The 22,599-nt window shown below is 40.9% G+C and carries 24 protein-coding genes and 2 rRNA genes; 5 read left to right on the forward strand and 21 right to left on the reverse strand.

Annotation, left to right across the window (positions count from 1 at the left end; genetic code table 11):
- The first annotated feature begins 93 nt into the window (after positions 1–93).
- Positions 94–1,272, forward strand: a complete 1,179-nt coding sequence (locus tag QI30_RS03515) for an alanyl-tRNA editing protein (RefSeq protein WP_126989571.1) — start codon at positions 94–96, stop codon at positions 1,270–1,272.
- Between the two features lie 988 nt (positions 1,273–2,260).
- Here the strand turns inward: QI30_RS03515 and QI30_RS03520 are convergent.
- The 11 genes from QI30_RS03520 to QI30_RS03570 all read right to left on the reverse strand — a co-directional run bounded on the left by QI30_RS03520 (position 2,261) and on the right by QI30_RS03570 (position 11,346).
- Positions 2,261–3,517, reverse strand: a complete 1,257-nt coding sequence (locus QI30_RS03520) for a hypothetical protein (RefSeq protein ID WP_126989572.1) — start codon at positions 3,515–3,517, stop codon at positions 2,261–2,263.
- A 173-nt stretch (positions 3,518–3,690) separates the two neighbouring features.
- A complete protein-coding gene (locus QI30_RS03525) occupies positions 3,691–3,891 on the reverse strand; it encodes a cold-shock protein (protein WP_126989573.1) in 201 nt (66 codons plus the stop codon).
- Positions 3,892–4,123: 232 nt separating this feature from the next.
- On the reverse strand, positions 4,124–4,795 hold the full coding sequence (locus tag QI30_RS03530) for an ankyrin repeat domain-containing protein (RefSeq protein WP_126989574.1): 672 nt from the start codon (positions 4,793–4,795) through the stop codon (positions 4,124–4,126).
- Positions 4,796–4,820: 25 nt separating this feature from the next.
- The gene (locus QI30_RS03535; RefSeq protein ID WP_126989575.1) at positions 4,821–5,438 is read right to left on the reverse strand and encodes an NAD(P)-dependent oxidoreductase; all 618 of its coding nucleotides are present in this window, start codon (positions 5,436–5,438) and stop codon (positions 4,821–4,823) included.
- A 128-nt stretch (positions 5,439–5,566) separates the two neighbouring features.
- Positions 5,567–5,944, reverse strand: a complete 378-nt coding sequence (locus QI30_RS03540) for a Na+/H+ antiporter subunit G (RefSeq protein WP_126989576.1) — start codon at positions 5,942–5,944, stop codon at positions 5,567–5,569.
- A complete protein-coding gene (locus QI30_RS03545; protein WP_126989595.1) occupies positions 5,922–6,206 on the reverse strand; it encodes a Na(+)/H(+) antiporter subunit F1 in 285 nt (94 codons plus the stop codon). The genes QI30_RS03540 and QI30_RS03545 overlap by 23 nt, the downstream gene beginning before the upstream one ends.
- Complete coding sequence (locus tag QI30_RS03550) at positions 6,199–6,693, reverse strand: Na+/H+ antiporter subunit E (RefSeq protein ID WP_126989577.1); 495 nt, start codon at positions 6,691–6,693, stop codon at positions 6,199–6,201. Before QI30_RS03550 ends, QI30_RS03545 begins: the two co-directional genes overlap by 8 nt.
- Positions 6,694–6,707: 14 nt before the next feature.
- The gene (locus QI30_RS03555) at positions 6,708–8,186 is read right to left on the reverse strand and encodes a Na+/H+ antiporter subunit D (RefSeq protein ID WP_126989578.1); all 1,479 of its coding nucleotides are present in this window, start codon (positions 8,184–8,186) and stop codon (positions 6,708–6,710) included.
- Positions 8,179–8,523: a Na(+)/H(+) antiporter subunit C gene (locus QI30_RS03560; RefSeq protein WP_126989579.1), complete on the reverse strand. Its 345-nt coding sequence runs from the start codon at positions 8,521–8,523 to the stop codon at positions 8,179–8,181. Before QI30_RS03560 ends, QI30_RS03555 begins: the two co-directional genes overlap by 8 nt.
- Positions 8,523–8,951: a Na(+)/H(+) antiporter subunit B gene (locus QI30_RS03565; RefSeq protein ID WP_126989580.1), complete on the reverse strand. Its 429-nt coding sequence runs from the start codon at positions 8,949–8,951 to the stop codon at positions 8,523–8,525. The genes QI30_RS03560 and QI30_RS03565 overlap by 1 nt, the downstream gene beginning before the upstream one ends.
- Complete coding sequence (locus tag QI30_RS03570; RefSeq protein WP_126989581.1) at positions 8,941–11,346, reverse strand: Na+/H+ antiporter subunit A; 2,406 nt, start codon at positions 11,344–11,346, stop codon at positions 8,941–8,943. Before QI30_RS03570 ends, QI30_RS03565 begins: the two co-directional genes overlap by 11 nt.
- 283 nt (positions 11,347–11,629) lie before the next feature.
- Here QI30_RS03570 and QI30_RS03575 point away from each other — a divergent pair, with 283 nt between their 5' ends.
- Positions 11,630–12,310 (forward strand): histidine kinase, encoded by a 681-nt coding sequence (locus QI30_RS03575; RefSeq protein WP_126989582.1) that lies wholly within the window; start codon positions 11,630–11,632, stop codon positions 12,308–12,310.
- A gap of 147 nt (positions 12,311–12,457) precedes the next feature.
- On the opposite strand, the gene QI30_RS03580 is transcribed toward QI30_RS03575, so the two are convergent.
- Together QI30_RS03580 and QI30_RS03585 are read right to left on the reverse strand one after the other, a co-directional pair.
- A complete protein-coding gene (locus tag QI30_RS03580; RefSeq protein ID WP_126989583.1) occupies positions 12,458–13,654 on the reverse strand; it encodes an MFS transporter in 1,197 nt (398 codons plus the stop codon).
- A gap of 101 nt (positions 13,655–13,755) precedes the next feature.
- The gene (locus tag QI30_RS03585) at positions 13,756–14,706 is read right to left on the reverse strand and encodes a carbohydrate kinase family protein (protein ID WP_126989584.1); all 951 of its coding nucleotides are present in this window, start codon (positions 14,704–14,706) and stop codon (positions 13,756–13,758) included.
- A gap of 187 nt (positions 14,707–14,893) precedes the next feature.
- On the opposite strand from QI30_RS03585, the gene QI30_RS03590 reads away from it, so the two are divergent.
- Complete coding sequence (locus QI30_RS03590; RefSeq protein ID WP_126989585.1) at positions 14,894–15,460, forward strand: GNAT family N-acetyltransferase; 567 nt, start codon at positions 14,894–14,896, stop codon at positions 15,458–15,460.
- 34 nt (positions 15,461–15,494) lie between these two features.
- Here the strand turns inward: QI30_RS03590 and QI30_RS03595 are convergent, their stop codons facing one another.
- Positions 15,495–16,184, reverse strand: a complete 690-nt coding sequence (locus QI30_RS03595; RefSeq protein WP_126989586.1) for a Crp/Fnr family transcriptional regulator — start codon at positions 16,182–16,184, stop codon at positions 15,495–15,497.
- A 93-nt stretch (positions 16,185–16,277) separates the two neighbouring features.
- Here QI30_RS03595 and QI30_RS03600 point away from each other — a divergent pair, with 93 nt between their 5' ends.
- Both QI30_RS03600 and QI30_RS03605 read left to right on the forward strand, forming a co-directional pair.
- On the forward strand, positions 16,278–17,192 hold the full coding sequence (locus tag QI30_RS03600) for an EamA family transporter (protein WP_126989587.1): 915 nt from the start codon (positions 16,278–16,280) through the stop codon (positions 17,190–17,192).
- A 56-nt stretch (positions 17,193–17,248) separates the two neighbouring features.
- Entirely contained in the window at positions 17,249–17,512 is a 264-nt protein-coding gene (locus tag QI30_RS03605; protein WP_126989588.1) for a hypothetical protein, read from the forward strand.
- A gap of 64 nt (positions 17,513–17,576) precedes the next feature.
- Here QI30_RS03605 and QI30_RS03610 read toward each other — a convergent pair whose 3' ends face one another.
- From QI30_RS03610 to QI30_RS03640, 7 genes are all read right to left on the reverse strand, one after another.
- Positions 17,577–18,347, reverse strand: a complete 771-nt coding sequence (locus QI30_RS03610; RefSeq protein ID WP_126989589.1) for an ABC transporter ATP-binding protein — start codon at positions 18,345–18,347, stop codon at positions 17,577–17,579.
- The gene (locus QI30_RS03615; RefSeq protein ID WP_126989590.1) at positions 18,344–19,321 is read right to left on the reverse strand and encodes a FecCD family ABC transporter permease; all 978 of its coding nucleotides are present in this window, start codon (positions 19,319–19,321) and stop codon (positions 18,344–18,346) included. Before QI30_RS03615 ends, QI30_RS03610 begins: the two co-directional genes overlap by 4 nt.
- A gap of 9 nt (positions 19,322–19,330) precedes the next feature.
- Positions 19,331–20,215 carry a heme ABC transporter substrate-binding protein IsdE gene (isdE, locus tag QI30_RS03620; RefSeq protein WP_126989591.1) on the reverse strand — a complete coding sequence of 295 codons (885 nt, stop codon included), beginning with the start codon at positions 20,213–20,215 and terminating at the stop codon, positions 19,331–19,333.
- Position 20,216: 1 nt separating this feature from the next.
- Positions 20,217–20,654: an NEAT domain-containing protein gene (locus tag QI30_RS03625; RefSeq protein ID WP_126989592.1), complete on the reverse strand. Its 438-nt coding sequence runs from the start codon at positions 20,652–20,654 to the stop codon at positions 20,217–20,219.
- 210 nt (positions 20,655–20,864) lie between these two features.
- Complete coding sequence (locus QI30_RS03630; protein WP_126989593.1) at positions 20,865–21,683, reverse strand: metallophosphoesterase; 819 nt, start codon at positions 21,681–21,683, stop codon at positions 20,865–20,867.
- A gap of 110 nt (positions 21,684–21,793) precedes the next feature.
- Positions 21,794–21,909 (reverse strand): 5S ribosomal RNA (gene rrf / locus QI30_RS03635).
- 55 nt (positions 21,910–21,964) lie between these two features.
- Positions 21,965–22,599, reverse strand: a 23S ribosomal RNA gene (locus QI30_RS03640); the annotation flags it as partial.

The following is a 22,599-nucleotide window of genomic DNA, read 5'->3' on the forward strand; positions in this document are numbered from 1 at the left end:
ACGAATATTTTCAATTAGTAAAGTTTTGACCACTATTTTTCTTTCGATAAAATTCGGTACAATAGAAATAACACGAAAAGGAGGCGTTTTTTCATGCACGATTTATTTTATTACAAAGATGCGTACATACAAGCATTTGACGCAAACATTCTTCACACAGGGACAGACGACCAAGGCTTCTATGTCGTCTTAGACAATACAGCCTTTTATCCAGAAGGTGGCGGTCAGCCGGCAGATATCGGGACACTCAATGATGTACGTGTCACAGATGTTCAAAAAATTGACGGCGAAATCCGTCATTATGTAGACGCCGAACTTAGCGGTATGGTTCATGGTCAACTCGACTGGGCGGTACGCTTTGATCATATGCAACAGCATGCGGGACAGCATATTTTAACGGCCGCATTCGTTGAGTTATTTGATTATCAAACGGTGTCATTTCATTTAGGCTCTGGCACGATTACGATTGATTTAGACACAGAACATGTGACGCCTGCACAACTACAACAGGCAGAGGACCGCGCAAATGAAATTGTGCTTGAAAACCGTCCAATCGAAACGAAATGGGTAACGGCAGAAGAGGCTGCAAGTTATCCGCTCCGTAAGCAATTAAAATTCACTGACGATGTACGTCTTGTCATCATCCCAGACTTTGACTATAACGGCTGCGGTGGTACGCATCCACGCACAACTGGCGAGGTCGCAATGATTAAAATTTTATCAACTGAGCGTCAGAAAAAACAAACGCGTGTGCACTTTATGTGTGGCGAACGCCTACGTGAAAATATGACAATGCGTAAAGACGTTATGGCACAAGCAGCGAAGCTCGTAAGTCGTCCAGAAAGCGAGATTGCGATTGGTATCGAGGGCTTACTTGAAACGAATAAAAAGCTTGAAAAGCAATTGGCACAAGCACGCGAGCAATTACTCGACATTGAAATCGCTCAATTAGCAGCAACAGACAACATTGTCATTGCGACAACATTTGATGATTACTCAATGCAGCAACTCCAAAAAATTGCGCGTACACTAACAAACGAGCATACTGACAAAACAGTAGCACTCGTATCCGCTGATGGTACGAAAACACAAATCGTTATTGCAAAAGGAAAAGAAACAGCCGTAGCAAAAAGTGCCAATGATGTCCTAAAACAAGTACTTACAGCCATTAACGGCAAGGGTGGCGGTAACGATAGCTTCGCACAAGGTGGCGGTGATACAACGGTTTCAACGACTGAACTGCTGGCGAATATATGTGCACAGCTACATTAATTAAAGAATCGTAATAAAAAAGGCATCGCGCTAAAGGGAACTGACCTACGAAAGTAAGACAAAGAAAAAGACACATTTTTTCAATTAAATTTGACGGACGCTTTCCTGGGGCATGGCGGAAGCCGCCTCGCTCGCAAGCTCACTGCGGGGTCTTCCACTCATGCTATTCCCCTAGGAGTCGCCGTCAAATTCTTATTTTGCCATCTTTTTTTCGGTACGTAACTGAGATTTAGCTTTGCTAAAATGCGCGTATAATTGTCATAGTTAACTATTTTAATGCAGGCGTTATCAGCTAGTATGTCTTTCCTAGGCATGCTCATGATAACGCCTTTTTTGATTGCTGATAAGCATGCACTGTACTTTTTAAAAGTGCTAGCTAGACTTCACTTTGTACCGCTAGCAATGTTTCTTCCGTTGGTCCTTTCTCCTAACTGCATTACTTTGTGTAAATGATGTCCCTCACCATCTTCATTTCAGTCACTAGTGCATTTGCTAACTTCATCTCTAATCGTTTTCAATTTTGTTTTGCATGCATACGCTTGTTTTTTTCATCAAAAAAACACTTCCAAAGATTATCCCCTTTGAAAGTGCCCTCTTTTATTTCGAAGCTATTAAGACAAATTTTGTCGCAAAAAAAAAACTCATCAACATCGATGAGTCAAAAAAGAATATGAAAAGGGAGATTACATACCACCTGCAAAGCAAGTGGTTATGTATAGACGTTAGCCCCTGCTCATCATTATGGACACGCCCGACGGTTAATCGGTAAAAGGAAGAGCGAACGCCTATTTGACAAATCTAGACTATGGGAGATTCTAGCTGTCTAATTACGTTCCTTAATAGAAAGCATTAGGTGTAAGTGATATTCGCTTATCCAAGCGAAATGGATAAGCCAACAATGTGGTCATTAACTATTTCGCATTTTCTATTAAGGATTACTTATTATTTACCCACTTCTTTTTATATAAAACACAATTCAGTTAATAATTTAATATTTTATCTCGAAAAACCAAAATTCTTCTGCTTTAATGATTTTCAAAAATTTATTCCAGTCAGCAATACGAAGCTGTAACGTAAAAGCATCTGCCTCTGGACTGATCATATCATCTTGCTGATTGAAGCGGTACCATTCATTTGAATCTTGATAGCGCTCTAGTGTACTACCAAGGCGAACCTTTTCATCAAAGATTTCAAACGCTTCATGTACGACATTCGTGAAAATCGGCTCGATAGCATGTGCAATAGCAAGCTTATGCAATTTATTCGTCCAAAGCGCCACAGCCTCGCGGTCAATTGGTCCATATAAACGCTTATCTGGCTCATACGGATTCATAGCTTCTTCGTGCTGACGCTTGTCTAAATCATTCACCTTATAGTTATAAAATGAGTTGTAAGCAATTTGGAATTTTTTACGTAGGCCTGGTGTGATTTGTGGATGCTCAATTAACACCTGTGTCTTCATCGCGAAAATCCCTAGTTCAATCCCTAACTGCTCCTCACTAACAGCTGTGGATTTTTGCATAATGAGCCATTTACGTGCAGACTGATAGAACGCTGCTACCGCAATCAGCTCCTGTTCACTATAAAGGCGCTCAGGAAGCTCTGTACCGTTCTTTAATGTTACAAGACGTAAAATATCGCCCATGAAATAAGAATCGCGTAATAGCCATTCCTCCGCTGTACCAACTACTTGTGCAAAATCCTCATGCAAGCGTACATATTCTGCATACTGATAAATTTTACGGCGGTATAATTCTTGGATTGATTCAAATAATAACGGGCCTTCATCTGGTAATTCATTCCGCGCAAGAAAGTCGCCAATGTCTTCAACAAATACACTCGCCATTCGCTCAAAGCTACGATTGAAAATTTCACGCAAATTGTTTAGCTCTACTTCACGCTCATCTTGTTCAAAATCACGATGAATCCGTGCATGATACGTTACATATTGCGATGCTAAATAATCAATATGCTCGACGATTGTACACATTCGTTTCGTTGAAATTCCATTTTTAGCGCTCAAGTTATACTCGACCATTTTCCATAAAATCTCACGTGGCAAACCCTTTTCGTAAATTTCAGTACGCGACATATTTTGTAGCATCACTTGCTTATCCGGCGAATAATAATGTGGCAGACGCTTCTCTGCCTGCTCAATATAAACTCGTTTCAGTTCAGATAAATCTGCTAAATCAACATCCCCCTCGATGTGATCTGTTCGTTTCCCATCATTTGAAATCGTCATACTTATCCCACACTCCCCTCGTATGTATACGCATACAGTTTTCAATAGTTAAATTATTCATATTAGCTCTATTATAAAAGATTCCATAGGTTTTTGAAATTATCCACTATAGGACTACATTTAGGTACAAAAAAAACGAAGCTGGGAAATCCCAACTCCGTTTTAATCAGCTACTAGATTTTTTCTACGTTAGCTGCTTGTGGTCCGCGGTTGCCTTCTTCGATTGTGAATTCAACTTTTTGACCTTCTTCTAAAGTTTTGAAACCTTCAGATTGGATTGCTGAGAAGTGTACGAATACATCTTCGCCGCCGTCTACTGCGATGAAGCCGAAGCCTTTTTCTGCGTTAAACCATTTAACTGTACCTTGTGTCATGTGTAATGACCTCCTAAAAAAAATTAATAATAGAGATCCTTCAATTGGTAAAAAAATACACTTACTAGAGAGTGAATCGCAAAACACGATCCCCTTCCAATAAGTGAATGTATTAATTACGATGAACCGATTTCTTTATTACAATCATTATATAACGATATAGGCCTAAATGTCGAACAAAAAATTTACAAAACATCGGAATTATCAGCCTTTTACATAGTAAATTTCGTTTTTACAGCAGATTTTGCTGATGTACAAGCAGAGAAGCAATATCAGTGTATCCACGCTTTTCTGCATGCTCAAGTGGTGTAACACCGTCTTTATCCGCAATATTGGCATTCGCCCCTGCGTCAAGTAATAATTTTATGATTTGCTGGTAATTTCCGCTGCCATCTCCTAAAATAATAGCTTCAAGTAGCGCCGTCCAGCCGAGATTATTAATATGGTCTACATCACTTGCTGTATGTTTTAAAATCCATTCAACTGCATCCACAGATCCTCGCTCACAGGCTGAAATTAATCCACTAGCACCATAACGATTTGTAATGTATGGATTCACTTTTCCATTCATCAGCTCTAAAAGCTCGGTATAGCCCTCTGCTGCCGCATATAAGTAGGGTGTATTTTTTAAATCATCTTGCTGATTCACATCGGCGCCTGCTTCAATTAAAAGCTGCACAAGCTCTATATGATGATTGTATGTAGCCATCATTAATGCAGAGCGGCCTCGGCGATTTGTCACATGTACATTTTGGCCATGTGTTATATATCGTTTTATTTCTTTAAGTTCTTGGTCTTGAATAGCTCGAAACCATGTAGGTTCCTGGCCATCTTTTTTCTTTTTATAGCCCAGCGCCACACCCACTGAGAGCGCGAGCATCGCTAATTTATTGCGATTTTTCATAAAAGCAAACACATCCTATAGTCGATTAATACGCAATGCCGACACGTTTTTTTGAAAATAAATGCTCGGTCATTACTTTGTACGTAAAGTCTGCGGTGTCATAAACGGATATGCGTTTTCCTTCCTCAGGCAGTAAGTCGGCTTCTACACGGTAGTTGCCAAGACGTTCGCCCATTGGCAAGGCTGTTGGGCAAACAAGTGTCCAATCAAGCGTCGTTTGCTGCAACATATAAAATGTTTTTGCGTGTTCCTCCGCCGCAAATTTTTTCGAGCGACGAGATTCCACAGAGTCATAGCGAAGTTTGCCTGGCTCTAAACGACTATCTAAAATACCCGCTGTGCCAATAGAGACGATTCGATTGATTTGAAGTTTCAAACAAACGGCAATCATATGTTTCATCGAATCCGTCAGCGTCGTCGTTTGATCTGTGCTAAGTGACGATAGGATAATATCGGCTTTTGTTGCCGTTTTTTCAATATCCTCATATACTTTCGCATCTCCAACAATAAGCGTTAAATTTGGATGTGTAGCTAATTTTGTCGCATCACGCACAAGTGCTGTTACATGATGCCCCTCTTCTAATGCCTTATGTAAAAAAACAGTTCCGACGCGCCCGGTTGCGCCAAATAAAGCGATGTGCACGACTTACTCCCCCTTTGTTTGAATGATATTGGTATCTTTATTGTAATTTATTTTTACGTAAAATAGTTAGAAAGTGCCTGCTTTGTAATCAAAAAGAAAAGGAAGCCCTATAAATTGGCTTCCCCATCTCATTGTTCTATTCTTTTCTTCCCTTTTTCGTCAAATATTTGTTCATAGAGTGCATCATCACCTGATTGCTCGGATAGTGGTACACCCGAACGATAGGCTGCTCGCGTAATTAAATGACCCGCTACTGGTGCTGTTAAGAACACAAAAATAATGCCTAATAGCAAACGAATACTGACGTAGTTTGTTGATGCAATTAGATAAATGAACGCGCCTGTCAGTGCGAGTAATACCGCAAGCGTCGAGCTTTTCGTTGCCGCATGAGAACGTGTATAAACATCAGGCATTCGAATAATTCCAAACGCACTAATGACACTCATGATACTCGCGAATAAAATAAGTAACGCTGCAATTAACTCAACGATTTGATTTGCGTTCAATAATAACACCTCGCTCAATATATTTTGAGAATGCAATCGTCCCAATAAATGATAGAATGCCAAGAATCAAAATAACTTCTAAATAAGCTGTCGTATTTTGAAGCAGCGAGATAATCGCAATCATCGACAACATATTAACACCAATCATATCAAGCGCCACAACACGGTCTGGTAGTGTTGGGCCCTTTATGACACGATACAAGCAAATGACTACTGTAATCGTAAAGAAAATGAGCGCAATGGTAAGGATTCCTTTAATCATCATAGCGACGTGTCACCTCCTTGATGGCATCTTCAAATGACTGCATCGATTTTAAAATCGACAGGCGTGTATCGCCCATATCCGTTGCATGAATATAAAATACATTCCCAGATGGTGATACTTCCATTACGACTGAGCCTGGCGTTAATGTAAGAAGTAATGCCAGTGTCGTCACTTCTGTTTCACTTTTTAAATCGGTTTTATACGTAAAAATTCCCGGTGTAATATCCATTTTCGGGCTTAAAATTTGCTTGAAAACGAGAATACTCGACATGATTAGTTCTCTTAAAAACAACAGAATTAATTTAATAATAGCTACGACACGACGCAAATAGAACGGTGTACCGAAGAAGCGATGCATTAAATAGAGCACGACGATGCCGATTAAAAATCCACTAAAAAACGTCGTTAAATGGATTTTATTTTCATCCTTTAATAGCATCCATAGTACCGCGATAAATAAATTTAATAAAAACTGCGATGACATATTTCGTACACCTCCTACTTTCCTAAAATCGCTTCTATATAAATCGATGGGTCTGCGAGTACCCGCGCCGCATCCGTCACATATGGTAATACCATTTCTGCACTTGTTCCTAAATAAAGCGATACAGCACCAAGGACAACGATGGATAAAAGCATTGGCTTTGGTAGCTTAACCTTATCTTCATCTGCAATCATCGTTTCACCGAAAATCGCATGTAGCATCACGCGCAGCAATGAATATAAGATAATGACACTTGCGCCAAATCCAATTGCAAGTGACACATAAGAACCTGAGGCAACAAGCCCTTCACCCATCATAACTTTCCCAACGAAGCCGCTAAACGGTGGCATCCCAGTCAACGACACCATGACCACTAAAAACATCCAGCCGAATAACGGATAATGACGAATCAGACCGCTCATATCGTCATAGCGCTCCTGCTTCGTTAAATAAATCATCGTGCCACAAATTAAGAACAGCATCGCCTTGCCGACCATATCATGCATCATATAATAAATAGCCCCTGCATAAGCCGCTTCATTATTTGCGCCAAGTGCTAGTAATACAAAGCCGACACCAATGATGACATTAAACGCCGCAATTTGGCGAATATCTCGGTAAGCGAGTGCGCCAAGTGACCCCGCAATTAGCGTAATAATCGCCATAATGGTAATAAGCTGATGCGTGATTTCCGGTTGCGCCGTAAACATTAACGTAAATGTTCGAATAATCGCATACATCCCTACCTTCGTCAGCAGGGCCCCAAACATCGCCGCAATCGGCACAGGAGGCACGCTGTACGAACCAGGTAGCCAGAAGAACAGCAGTAAGCCACCCTTTAAAGCAAACACAATTAAGAAAAATAGTGCGATCGTCGTAATCAGTGGGTCTGACCCGACCTCTTGGACACGCTGTGCAATATGTGCCATATTTAGCGTTCCGATTGTGCCGTATAAAAAGGCAATCGCTACAAGGAATAGCCATGACGCGATAATATTTGTGATAACGTATTTCAATGATTCGCGTAGCTGCTCTGTACGACCACCAAGTGCGATGAGCGCATAAGAGGCCAGTAGCATCACTTCAAAGCACACGAATAAGTTAAAAATATCGCCTGTTAAAAACGAGCCATTTACCCCTGCAAGCATCAGCAACATTAAGGGATACGCAAACATGCGCTCATAGCGTGCTGAGAACGAGCTAAAAGCATATACCATACAAAATAGCGTCACAATCGTTGCAATTAATACGAGTAATACCGCAAATGGATCCGCTACAAATAAAATGCCAAATGGTGGTTGCCAGCCGCCGAAATCAAGGCGTAAAATCCCATCTGTATGCACATGTTGTAACAGCACAATGCTCATGCCAATCATTACAAGAAGTGTCACCACAACGAGTACGCGCTGTACATAGCGGTAGTTACGTAAGAAAATGAGTAGCACTGCCATAAGAATTGGGAGCACAAGTGGCATCGCCATCAAGTTAGTCATACTCATCACCTCGCAACTTTTCTAAATCGTCGGTACCATTTGTTTTATAGGCACGAAATGCGAGCACAAGCACAAAAGCCGTCACCGCAAAGCTAATGACAATCGCCGTTAAAATCAAGGCTTGTGGTAGCGCATCTGTATACGGGCCATCTGCGGTTTGATTACCAAGCAGTGGTGCCTCCCCTTTTTTCACTTCACCAATTGTTAAAATTAATAAATGCACCGCATGAGATAATACGGCAGTCCCTAAAATCACGCGAATGACATTGCGTGATAATACTAAATAAGTGGCGACAGAGACGAGTACGCCAATTAATAAAATCATTAACGTTTCCATTAGTCTCCGTCCCCCTCTGCAATACTTACGATGATTGTCATAACGACACCAACAACCGTTAGCGCTACGCCAAGCTCAAATAGCATCACCGTACCAAGTTCCTTTTCACCAAGCAGTGGAATATGGAATTTCTTTGCTGCTTGCGTTAAAAAATCGACGCCGAATAATACCGAGCCAAAGCCTGTACCGACTGCTAAGAAGACGCCTAGCGCGGCCACTTTTTTAAAGTCGACAGGAATGCCTTTTTTCACTTTTTCAATGTCGAATGTGACATATAATAATACGAAAGCTGACGCGATGACTAAGCCACCGATAAAGCCGCCCCCTGGCGAATAATGCCCTGCGAAAAATAAATAAATCGCTAGCGTTAAAATAATAAATACGACAAAGCGTACGACCGTCCGTAAAATGACATCATTAATTCTCATGGCGGTCGTCCCCCTTCTTCGTTCTAAATTTAATCATCGTATAGACGCCAATTCCCGCGATGCATAGAACAACAACTTCAAGCATTGTATCAAATGCACGGAAATCACCTAAAATCGTATTAACGATATTTTTACCACCCGCAAGCTCATAGGCATTTTCAAAGAATGACGAGATGGTTTTAAATTCATTGAAGTATAAAACGGATAACGATACCGCAACAACAAGCAAGCCAACTAAAATCGAAATTGTCGCATTCGTCATTTTTTGGCGATGCGATGTTTTCTCCGGCTTCCATGTTGGTAAATACGTGAAGCATAGTAGGAACAGTACCGTTGTTACCGACTCTACAATAAGCTGTGTCAGCGCTAAATCTGGTGCGCGGAAAATAACGAAGAAGAGCGAAATTCCAAAGCCGACAACACCATTTAAAACTGTCGCTGTGACACACGATTTCGCAAACAGCATCGCTACTGCCGCCACTGCCATTACAAGTACAAGTAATACCTCATACACATGAATCTCCGCATTATTTTCCATGCTAAAGCGGAAAGTATCACTAAAGGCAAAGTAGCTGCCAACGACTAAAATTAAAAAGCCATACATATACAATGAATAATGACGCAGCGACCCCGTCATATATAATTTCGTAATAAAGGATGACACATTTTCACCCTCAGCCAATACACGATTAAATGCATTGTTTAATGTGAATTGTGCCGGAATCGTATTGTAGATATTGCGCCATTTTGATAATGTCGCATACAATACAAAACCAAAAACAACGACACCAATCGTCATCCATAGCTCTGTATTAAAGCCATGCCATGCATAGACATGCGGCGTCATATCCGTCATTGATGCAAGCCCTGGATAAACGCTCAGCATTGCCGGTGCCAAAATGTATTTTGCGAGCACATTTGGAAAGAAGAAAATCGCAATGACGAAAAATACGAGCACGAATGGCGAAATCAGCATGCCAATTGGCGCCTCGTGAATATGACGATCTTGTGGTAGTTTTTCCGTCGTACCAAAGAATGTTTTAAAAATAATAATCATGCAATAAATAAACGTAAAGACACTCGCTACCCAGGCAATGACTGGTACAAGCGCTGTTGCACTTGAAAGCGTAAAGATATCAAATTCAGCAACCTTTAGTGCCGATGTTAAAAACATTTCCTTACTCAAAAAGCCGTTAAAAGGTGGTAACCCCGCCATCGACATACTGCCAATCACAGCGATTGTAAATGTCGCTGGCATAATCGTCATCAGGCCACCAAGTCGGCGAATATCACGCGTTCCCGCTTCATGGTCAATAATGCCGACCATCATAAATAGCGCCCCTTTAAAGGTCGAGTGATTCATTAAATGGAATAGCGCAGCAAACGCTGCCTGCGTATAAATAATCGTAGACGCATCAATATCTACATGAAACGCTAGAGAACCCATACCAAAAAGACTCATGATTAAACCAAGCTGACTGACCGTTGAAAATGCAAGTAGCGCCTTCAAATCGGTCTGCTTCACCGCATTAAATGAACCCCAAAACAGCGTAATCAGTCCGACAATCGTTACCGTCCAAAACCACGTCAAATCGTAGGCGAATACTGGCGTCAAACGAGCGACGACATAAATCCCCGCCTTTACCATTGTTGCGGAATGAAGATACGCACTCACTGGCGTTGGTGCCTCCATCGCATCCGGTAACCAAATATGGAACGGGAACTGCGCTGATTTTGTAAATGCACCAAGTAATACACAAATCATTGCTGGAATGAAAAGTGACTCATTCGTAAGCGCTGGCATCTCAGCAATGATTTCACGGATGCTGAAGCTGTCCGTCATCGCGTGCAGCATAATAAAGCCTGCTAACATCGCGATACCACCCGATACGGTAATAAGCATTGATTTTCGTGCGCCTGCCTTCGAAGCACGTCGATGATGCCAAAAAGCGATTAATAGGAATGACGACACACTCGTTAATTCCCAAAATGCATAAAGCACCATCAAGTTGTCTGAGAACACGACGCCGAGCATCGCACCCATGAATAATAGTAAATAGCAATAAAAGTTATGAAGTGCCTCTTTTGTGGATAAATAAAAGATAGAGTATAACACGACGAGTGCCCCTACCCCCGAAATTAATAACCCAAAAATCATACTTAGACCATCTAAGTAGGTTGTAAAATTAATGCCGAGCGATGGCATCCACTCATATGTATACGTTCGTGTTTCACCTGAGGAAATCAGTGGAATAAACCGAGCAAGTAGAATAAATACAGTCACTGGCACGAGCAATACGAGCCAGCCGATTTTTATTTTTGTGAAAAGTTTATAAATAAATGGAATAAGTGCAGCCATTAGTAATGGTAAAATAATCGCTAAATGAATCGTCACAAATCTTTTGTCCCCCTTTTGTAATTTACTTGACGTTACTGTGGTAACCCATCATAATAGAAAGCCATATAGAGAAAAAAGAACACCCTATTATTTTTCTTGCCTGAAACACCACATTAAAACACATAATAATAAGTACTATTTTGCACTTAAAAAATCTATTTTGTGTTATTTTTATACTAAAATTATACACAATCCTCTCGTGCTTTTCATTCAATGAGGGTTGCTTTTGCATGAAATTATATTGAAAATACAAAAAATCGTTGAAAAGGTGGGAATTTCTGTGAAATATCTACGCGGACGTATGGATGAAAGCATTTTAGTATGTGTATACTACGGTCCAAACGGAGAACGCTTAATTCGCAGAGGGCATGAAATCGCGCAAATGCTCGATTGCCCTTTATATGTACTAACAATCGATCGTCTACCATTAGATGAAATCGACTCAACAAAACGTGATAGTATCGAGCATTGGCAAAAACTTTGTGACGAGCTTGAGGTTGAGGAATTTATTATTAAAGATGATGAGGACCGCCCGATTCAGCGTGTCGTTGCAGAAGTTTGCCATGACCTAAATATTACGCAGGCTATCATTGGTCAAACGGCACAAAGTCGCTGGGAGGAAATCACGAAAGGCTCATTCGTCAATTTATTATTGCGTGCGTTGCCATTCGTTGATTTACACGTCGTGTCCGTTGAACGAGAGGTTGTCAATTCAAATGATGCGATGTTTGAAAAGGGTGCACGCGCTTATTTAGTAAATGAAGACGACCGCTACAAAGTTACATTCGTATGTAAGAAAAACGTCATTTGTGAGGGCATTTTCTTTAAAGAAATCGGGACGGATTTTGAAAATGGTATCTTCAAATTTATGTACAAAGGTGCGCTGCATGAGGTACCAATTGATGAAGGCGCTGTCGACGAGCTAGACGCGAAAAAATTACCAGAATTTGAATCAGCATAAATAAGAAGAGATTGGAAAAGACGTGTAAAAACAACCGCTCCGATGAGCATAAAAAAACCGGAATTGCGCTGTGGCGCGGTTCCGGTTTTTCGTTGCGAACACGAAAAAAGAAAAAGGACGTATGTTGTCCTAACCGCTTCTTTTTCGTTATACTTTGCGGTCGTTTGGCATCCAAAAGCCAACAATCCCGAGTAGGGGCAGGAAACTGACAATTTGCATCGTCGCCATAATGCCTATATGGTCCATCAGCATACCAATGACGACAGAGCCGAGTGCACCCATCCCAAACGATAAGCCAACCGTTAAACCAGACATCATACCGATTTTATCTGGCATCAGCTCCTGTGCGTAAACAACCGTTACAGAAAAGCTAAGCATAATGCTAAAACCGATAATAAAGGCAAGGATCCATGCGCCCCAAAGTGGCACATATGGCAACATAATCGCAAATGGCATCGGAATAATCATCGACGCCATAATAACGGTCTTACTGCCAATGCGGTCTGCAAGTGGTCCGCCGAAGAACGTGCCGAGTGCGCCAAAGAATAAAAAGACAAATACGACAATTTGCGCTGATTTCACATGTAAATCATAGTGATCCATCAAGTGGAAAACATAGAAGTTTGTGATGTTCGCCACGTAAAAGGACCGTATAAATAATAAAAATAATAAGAGGCCAAGTGCAACATATACTTGCTTCTTCGACAATGCCGTAAATTTAGAAATGAGCGTACGCTTTTTATTTGAACGTTTTTCTTCTTCTAATACACCACGGTACCAAAGGGCAATGCGCGATAACACAAAAATCCCAACGGCTGATACGATTAAAAACCATGCCGCACCGATTTGACCAAATGGTACAAGTACGAATGCGCTAATTAATGGTGCGAGTGACTGACCAATATTGCCACCTACTTGGTAAATCGACTGCGCGAGTCCACGCTTTGAGCCCGCCGCCATAAACGACACCTTTGAGCCCTCTGGATGAAAAATCGCAGAGCCAAATCCTAAGAAAATCATCGACACAATAATCCATGTATAGCTTGGTGCAAGCGCAAGTCCGAGTATGCCGACAGACGACGAAATCATCGCTAGCGGTAACCAAAATGGCTTCGGCTGCTTGTCACTGTAGTACCCAAATACCGGCTGCAGTACCGATGCAATCATCTGCAGTGTAAATGTAATAAAGCCAAGCTGTGTGAACGTTAAGCCGAGCTCCTTTTCAAGCACCGGAAACATCGCTGGCACAACGGCTTGTAATGTATCATTAAATAAATGGCAAAATCCAATCGCTAAAATAATTGGATAAATTGGATTTCCGGTCACCCCTGTTGTCTTATTCATGAAATCTCCCCCTCCTCAGTATACAGAAAAATCTGTCAATTGTTGTTCGTTTTTTACCACAAAAAAAGAGCAGCTCATTTTTGAGCTACTCCTCTATAAAATTACGCTTTAATTAATTGCTGAATATCTTTTAAATGTGGCATCGCTGTAATCGCGCCAGATTTAGTTGCGGCCATTGCACCTAATTGATTCGCAAAATAAACGTAATCAAAAGCTTGGTCTAATGTTGTTGGCATGCCTTCTAAATGGATTTGACGTAAAATCCCCGACATAAAGGCATCCCCAGCACCAGTTGTATCCACACAAACGATTTTAATTGATGGGACGTGACGTGTTTCACCGTTCATCACTAAGTAAGTGCCATTTGCGCCGACTGTAACCATCACAAGGCTAATATTATAGGCTGCTAATTTTTTAATACCTTCTTCAATTGTTTCTGCTTCCATTAAGAACAGTAGCTCTTCATCAGCTAGCTTTAACACATCTGCTTTTGATAAGAACTCAGCAATCGTATCATGGCATTGTTTTGGACTTTCCCAACGAAGCGGGCGAATATTCGCATCCATTGCGATAATCGCATCATGCTTCACAGCTAAATCAACCGCTTTTTTCGTCGTTTCAAGTGCTACCGGGTGAAACATCGTATTGGAACAGAAGCTAAAGACAGAAGCTTTTTCAAACGCTTCTTCCACTAAAGAATCCGCTTCTACTTGTAAATCAGGTGTTTCATCAATATAGTTTGTAAACATGCGTTCATTGCCTTCTAATAAATGAACATCCACACTCGTTACGCGTTTCTCTGGAACGATTTTTGCATAATCTAAACGAACACCTTCCGACGTAATCTCATTGCGTACGAAATCAGATACCTCGTCATCACCTGTAACTGTAATTAATGCGGCCGGTGCGCCAATACGTGCTACGCCGGCTGCCACATTAACCGTTGTTCCCCCTAAAAACTTCGTAAATGTTGTATTTGTTCGGTCGTTTGAAATAAAATCAACAAATGCGTCCCCATATAATAAAACGAATTCTTTTTTGGACTGTGTCATTGCTCTGCTCCTTCAAATTAATATGTCTCCTTATCGTACCATAGAAGTCTGACGACAGGAAAGGTACATGAAAAAGAATTACATCAATTTTTTCGAAAATGTGAAAATTAGCCTGTATGCTCTATGTCTATTGAACGCTTTTTTATGTTCTGTCTGCTATACTGCTTTGTAGAGGAGATGATTTTTCATGGTAGTAACCATTCGACCAGCGAAGCCGGAAGATGGCGTACTTGCTGCGCCGTTAATCGTGGATGCAATTGATGAAATCGCAAACCACTTAACAGGTGAAGAGGATTCTGAGAAAGTATTAGAAATGTTAAATGTTTTATTTAAAGGTACAAAAAATCGCCACTCATACTTAAACACATATGTAGCAGAACTCGATGGTGAGCTAGCAGGCATCATGGTCGTTTACGGCGGTGATAAAGCCGAAACACTCGATCACAACTTAGAAAAATGGCTAGCAGATAAAGGTGCACCGGTTCCAAAAATCGAAATCGAAGCGCGCCCTGATGAATTTTATATTGATACGATCTGTTCTTCACGCGCACATCGCGGACAAGGTATTGGCACAGCGCTGCTAAACTATGCCGATGTTGTAGCGAAGGAAAAAGGCTATAAAAAAGTATCGCTAAGCGTTGAAAAACAAAAGGTCCGTGCACGTCAGTTATACGAACGTGTCGGCTTTAAATTTTCTGAGCCATGGATGATTATTGGCGAAGAATTTGACCATTTAGTAAAAGAATTGCATTAAAAAAAGAGGCGCGCAATCATGCGATGCCTCTTTTTTATTCATAGCGCGCGCCCTGGGATAAATCCTCTAGCGCCTCTTTATTTAAAATATGAATCGAACGTCGTTTCTTTTCAATAATCTTTTGTTCGACGAGTTGCTTAATAACACGATTTAAATGGCGATGTGTTGTACCAAGTAAGTCTGCAATCTCACTAATACTCGCATACTGCATTTCATAAGCGAAATGCTCACTATCTGTGACCGATAGTAAATAACTCGCGAAACGTTGGTCAACGGATGATAATAAATTGACACGTGATGCGGTTGTATTCGTCTGTAATTTATACGTCACTTGCTGTAAAAGTGATTTTAAAAATGCCGCGTTATTCATTTCAAAACGACGTAAATATTCAAAAGACACCGCAATACATAAGCAGTCGGTCACCGCTGTAATTTGAGATTGCACCGGTACATGACGAATAAATTCAATATCCCCGATAACCGCAAATGGATGATTGAAACGTAGTAATAGCGACTTACCGTTCCCTACACTTGCCGTCACTTTTATCGTTCCTTCCACTAAATAGAGCAGTGCCGTCATATCTACACCCTCATCAAGCATGATCTCGCCCGCTTCAAATGACTGTAAAATGAATGGGTGCTTTTCTAGCTGAGGAAAAATGGTGTCAAAATGATACGCCATTAGTTTTTCATGCAATAACTGGTCATTCTTTACAATTTTCATTAGAAGCTCCCCTTTTTTGGACATATGTCCTTTTTCATTATAAAAAGAATTGTTATGATGAGGAAAGTGAATTTACTTGAGGAGAAAAAAATTATGAATAATAAATTACTTTATCCGCTGTTAATCATTGTCGGCTCAAGCTGTTACGGGATTTTATCAACGATGATTAAAGTAGCCATGCAACATGGCTTTACTACTTCTGAAGCGGTCACAGCACAATATGCAATCGGCTTTTTATTAGCAGCCGTATTATTTATTTTGACACAACGCAAAATGCCTCGCATGTCAGGCAAAGGATTTTTGATTATCATGTTTGCGGGTTTATTCACCGGAACGACTGGTATTGTTTACGGGCAATCTGTCCATTATTTACCCGCTTCATTAGCGGTAGTAATGCTTTTCCAATTTACATGGATTGGTGTATTACTAGATTGTCTTATCCATCGTCGCCTACCAAAGCGCATGGAAGTCATTTCAATCATCATTTTAATTGTCGGTACCATTTTAGCTGCCGGCGTACTTGATGCTGATTTAACAGGTCTTGATTGGCGCGGTTGGGTATTTGGTTTTGCTGCTGCCTTTAGCTTTGCTTGCTTTATGCAGTTCAACTCAAAACCAGTCGAAGGTGTGACACCGATTAGCCGCATGCTGATTATGTCACTATTCGCTTTAATTATCGTATCCCTTTTCCAATCACCAGAAGTAATGGTCAACGGAAAATTATTTACAACAGATCTTTTATACTTTGGTCTAGCACTTGGCTTCTTCGGGATTATTTTACCGATTATTTTATTCTCGATTGCCGTACCAAAAGTTGGTGGCGCAACAGCGTCTATTCTGAGTGCGACAGAACTACCGGTAGCTATCATTGCATCAGTTATCGTACTAGGCGAAGTATTAACACCCCTACAAGTTTTCGGCATCATCCTTGTGTTAGGTGGTATGATTTTACCGACCTACCTAGAGCAACGAAAATTACAGCTACACACAAAAGGGACTGCACATTAGTGCGGTTCCTTTTTTTCATGTGTGGGTAAAGGATACTATAGGGAGGCGAAATATAAATGACAATCACTTTTTTAATGCTCGCTGTTGGCATCGTCATGGGCGTCACTGAATACTGGGTAATTGGCAATTTCCTACAACAAGGTATGCCAAAACAAACGGCGATGATGATTGCTTTTTCCTTTTTATCAGCTGGCATTATTTTTATCGTAATTGGTTCACTCGACCTCGGTCTAGCGTTCATTTTGTATCTTGGTATTCCAGTAGTCATCTGCGCCGTACTGTCACTTATTCGCATAGCAAGAATTGTCCCAAAGAGCTAAGAGGCGTTTTTTTCTCTTAGCTTTTTTTGCATTAAAAAAGGAACTGCGCTTGACGCAATTCCTTTTAACGAGATACTGGCATCATCACTGTACCAAGCTCTTCGTCTTGATAAACACGTGATGTCACACCATATACATTATACACACGTTCCACCGTTACGACTTCTTCTGGTGCGCCCTCTGCGATAATATGACCATCCTTCATCATTAAAATATGATCGCTATAACGCAGTGCCTGATTCATATCATGCAGCACCATCACAATCGTCAGCTCATGCTCGAGATTTAATTGCTTCACTAAATCAAGCAGTTCCAGCTGATAATAAATATCCAAATACGTTGTTGGTTCATCCAAGCATAAAATCGATGTGCGCTGTGCTAGTGCCATCGCTATCCACACACGCTGACGTTCACCGCCAGAGAGTGCTGTGAGCGAACGGTCTCGTTTATCTAATAAGTTTGTAGCTGATAGCGCCCAGTCAATCGCCTCGTCGTCTTCAACCGTTTGACGCTTCAAAAAACGCTGATGCGGCACGCGACCAAATGCGACAAGCTTCTCAACCGTTAGCTCCTCTGGTGTTGTATTATGCTGATAAACGATTGCTAGCTTTCTAGCAAATTCTTTTGGCTTAAATGCTAAAATATCTTTCTGCTCAAGCGTCACAAGCCCGCTGCTCACCTTATGATTACGTGAGATAACGTTTAAGAGCGTTGATTTACCGCTCCCATTTGGTCCAATAATCGTTGTGATTTTCCCTTTTGGAATAGCCGTCGATACATCTTCTAAATGATTACGGCTTCCGTCATATGACAATGTTACATGTTCAATGTTCATTTCGCTCGGTCACCTCTTCGCAGTAAGAAAATTAAGAATGGTCCACCGATAATGGCCATCAATGTAGATGCCGGAATTTCTTGTGGCGCTACAAGTGTACGCCCTAAAGTATCCGCGATTAAAATCAGTAATGCACCCGCTAGCATTGAAAATAGAATGACATATTTATAATCATTGCCGACAAGTCGACGTGCAATATGTGGAATCAATAGACCAACGAATGAAATAACACCAGCTACTGCTGTCGCAATTGCTGATAATAGCACCGCTACTGCCGCAATGACAATACGTGCCGTCATCAACGGAAAGCCTAGACTGCGTACGGTTTTATCATCTAATGTTAGTAGATTACACCATTTCACTAATAGCACCGCAAGCACTAAACCAACCGTGCCATACAGCACCATAATTTCTACCTCTGTCCACGTTTTCATCGTCATATTCGATGTAAACGAACCATCAATTGTGACGTTCATATAGCCACAAATCATAATAAATGCCTCGCGTAGACCTGTGAATACCGCACTGATGGCGATACCAACTAAGATCAAGCGCATCGGTTCTAACCCCGACTTCCACGATAGTGCAAAGACAAGGAAGCATGCAAGCGCTCCGCCGATAAATGCAAAGAGTGGTGTGAAGAAAAATAATGTCGGTAAAAATGTAATGATGAACATCGACATAAAGCCCGCACCTGCTGAAATACCGATGACACCCGCATCTGCAAGTGGATTACGCATAACTGCTTGTAGCAATGCACCCGCTACCGATAATGCTGCCCCTGCAAAAATAGCGATAATAATTCGAGGGAAGCGTAAATCTTTAATGACTGCAAAATCCGCATTTTGTTCACCGAATAATGCACGAATAAATTCACCTAGCCCCATGCTGACACTACCTGTTGTCGCCGAGAAGAAAATCGCCACCAACAGTAAAACCGTAACTACTGCAAAACTTATGATTCTTTTTGTCATCTTAATCCCCTATTGTTCTTCGTAAAAAATTCGATACAATTCTTCTAGCGCATCATCCACTTGTAGATTTGCTGTCGTTTGGAATAACGGTTCCTCTAAGTCATACACACGACCATTTTTCACCGCATCAAAATGCTTCCACACTGTATTTGTTTTAAATTCTTTATCAAACATTTTCATTACTTCATCTGGCATACCATGTGCCATACGTAAAATAATATCTGGCTTACTTTGCTGCAAGTATTCTGTATTCGAGGCTAAGTACTCCTCTGATGGTCCCTGAATCGCATTTTCGCCTCCAGCACCTTCAATTAAACTTCCGATGTAAGAATTATCTGTCGCAACTAAATAGCTCCCTGGTACACCTAAAACAGCCAATACTTTCGGTTTCTTTTTATCAGCTGTTTTTGTTTTTAATTCCTCGAGCTTTTTATCAAATGATTTTGCTAATTTTTCGGCTTGCGCCTCCCGATTAAACTCTTTCCCTAACGCTAAAATCGAATCCTGCATTTGCTTCACACCTTGTAAATCGATAAACTCACCATTTACATTAATGTTCTTCACAGCAGGCTTTAAATCATATTCTAATGTTGTTACAGAAATGAAAACATCTGGATTAAGTGATTTTACAACTTCCATATCCGGATTCATCGCATTCCCAATCTCCGTTGCCTTCGTATAGCGCTCAGGCATTTTAACCGTTGACGTTGGAACACCTACAACCGAATCAATTTCAAGCTTATCCAAAATATCTGCTACAACCATCGTGCCCGCAACAGCTGTTTTCGTTTCAGACGTTGTTTCTGCTGCAGCCTTTTCCTCTGTCTGTTTATTACTACAAGCAGCAAGTACGAAGAGACAGCTTATTAAAAGGAGTAACCAGCTTTTTTTCACGTTACTTCACCTTTTTCGCAGTACCAAATTTCAATTTCATTGTGTAGGAGTGGTAATAATTTTGTGATGGAATCTCAACACGCGTTTTTACTTTTGTCATTTTCTTAGCACTTAAGCTTTTCACTTTAAATTGAACAACACGTGTATTTTTCTTTTTATTACGACTTACCACTTTATTGCCACCTGTTGTCGCAGAGAATTTTTTGATCCAATTACTTTTCTTAATTGTAATACGAGCCGTCATTTTCCCATTTTTCACCGTTACGATAGCCGGCTTCACAAAATAGTCGTTACCATATGATGCAGAAGTTCCTTGTGCATTCATTACCGTATAATTTACTTTGTATTTCCCATCTTTTAGTTTCGCTTGACCTTCTTGTGCCGGTATTAATGACAACGCAAGAATAAACGCGAATGCAATCGCTAAGCATTTTTTCATTTCCTAAACCCTCCAAATATAATTGATTATCATTCTCATTTAAATTTTAAACGATAATTACGGAACGTCAATGAAATACGCATTTTTTAGGCAAAAATCCATGTATATGCACCATTTCTATCTAAAAATCCATGTTTTTTCTATTTCAGAATAACAAACGCTGTCAAGCATTTTTTTTGGTGAAAACATAAAAAAAGTGACCATAATTGATCACTTTTCCGAATGTAGCGTGGCTACGACTATTTCAGGTGGATTAAAAAGACGAATATTGACGCGACTATTTCCAAGACCTCGACTAATGACTTGCGTCAATTGGTCCTGTCGCTCAATTCCTTCAATATGTGTTGGGAATAAATTCATTTGATGATCTACAAGACCACCGATACCAGGAATTCTTATTTGACCACCATGTGCATGACCATTAAATGTTAAATCAATACCCGCATTCACATAATCCTGATAATATTCAGGGCGATGCGCTAATAATAACCGAAATGTTTCTGTATCAGTGCCTACTAAAGCTTCATTCAGCATTTGCGCTGTCTCTTTGCCGTTTAGTGGGTCATCAATACCGATAATATCAATCGCAGCACCATTTCGATAATACGATACTGTTTGATTTTCTAATACATGTACGCCAATATCTTTTAATAATTTTGTGATTTGTGGTACATCATTTAAAGATACTTCATGATTGCCATTCACATAATAAACAGGGGCAATTTTTACAAAGCCTTCAACAGCCTCTAAACTCTGGTCTAAGTCATAATGGTAGCGATCAACTAAATCTCCCGTAATCACAATCATATCTGGCTTTTCATTTTTCACTTTTTCAATAAGTTTACTCTGCTCATGCCCAAATTCTGCATGATGCAAATCCGAAATTTGCACAATCTTTAAACCATCCATTTCTTTTGGAAGCTTTTTTAACGTAATTGCGTATTTCGTTAGATGAAGCCATTGCTGATTAGCATATAAAAAACAACCCAATAAGCCTAGCGTTGCTATAATCGCTATCCATTTTTTCATCCTAATCATCCTTCACATATCCACTGTATCGTAAAAGAGTCATTGTTGGCAAATTTCCACAGTATTTTAGACAATAAAAAAAGCACTGACTTCTGTCAGTACTTCGGTGTGCCTAGCAACGTCCTACTCTCGCAGGGGGAAACCCCCAACTACCATCGGCGCTAAAGAGCTTAACTTCTGTGTTCGGCATGGGAACAGGTGTGACCTCTTTGCCATCATTACTAGACTATAAGAAAGAATTGTTCTTTCAAAACTGGATAAACTGTGACATGAAAGTATATTTGGTTAAGTCCTCGACCTATTAGTATTCGTCAACTCCGTACATCGCTGCACTTCCATCTCGAACCTATCTACCTGATCGTCTTTCAGGGGTCTTACTTACTTGCGTAATGGGAAATCTCATCTTGAGGGGGGCTTCATGCTTAGATGCTTTCAGCACTTATCCCGTCCACACATAGCTACCCAGCGATGCCTTTGGCAAGACAACTGGTACACCAGCGGTGTGTCCATCCCGGTCCTCTCGTACTAAGGACAGCTCCTCTCAAATTTCCTACGCCCACGACGGATAGGGACCGAACTGTCTCACGACGTTCTGAACCCAGCTCGCGTACCGCTTTAATGGGCGAACAGCCCAACCCTTGGGACCGACTACAGCCCCAGGATGCGATGAGCCGACATCGAGGTGCCAAACCTCCCCGTCGATGTGGACTCTTGGGGGAGATAAGCCTGTTATCCCCAGGGTAGCTTTTATCCGTTGAGCGATGGCCCTTCCATGCGGAACCACCGGATCACTAAGCCCGTCTTTCGACCCTGCTCGACTTGTAGGTCTCGCAGTCAAGCTCCCTTGTGCCTTTACACTCTGCGAATGATTTCCAACCATTCTGAGGGAACCTTTGGGCGCCTCCGTTACCTTTTA

The sequence above is a fragment of the Candidatus Kurthia intestinigallinarum genome, from assembly GCF_003991225.1.
Taxonomy (GTDB): Bacteria; Bacillota; Bacilli; order Bacillales_A; family Planococcaceae; genus Kurthia; species Kurthia populi.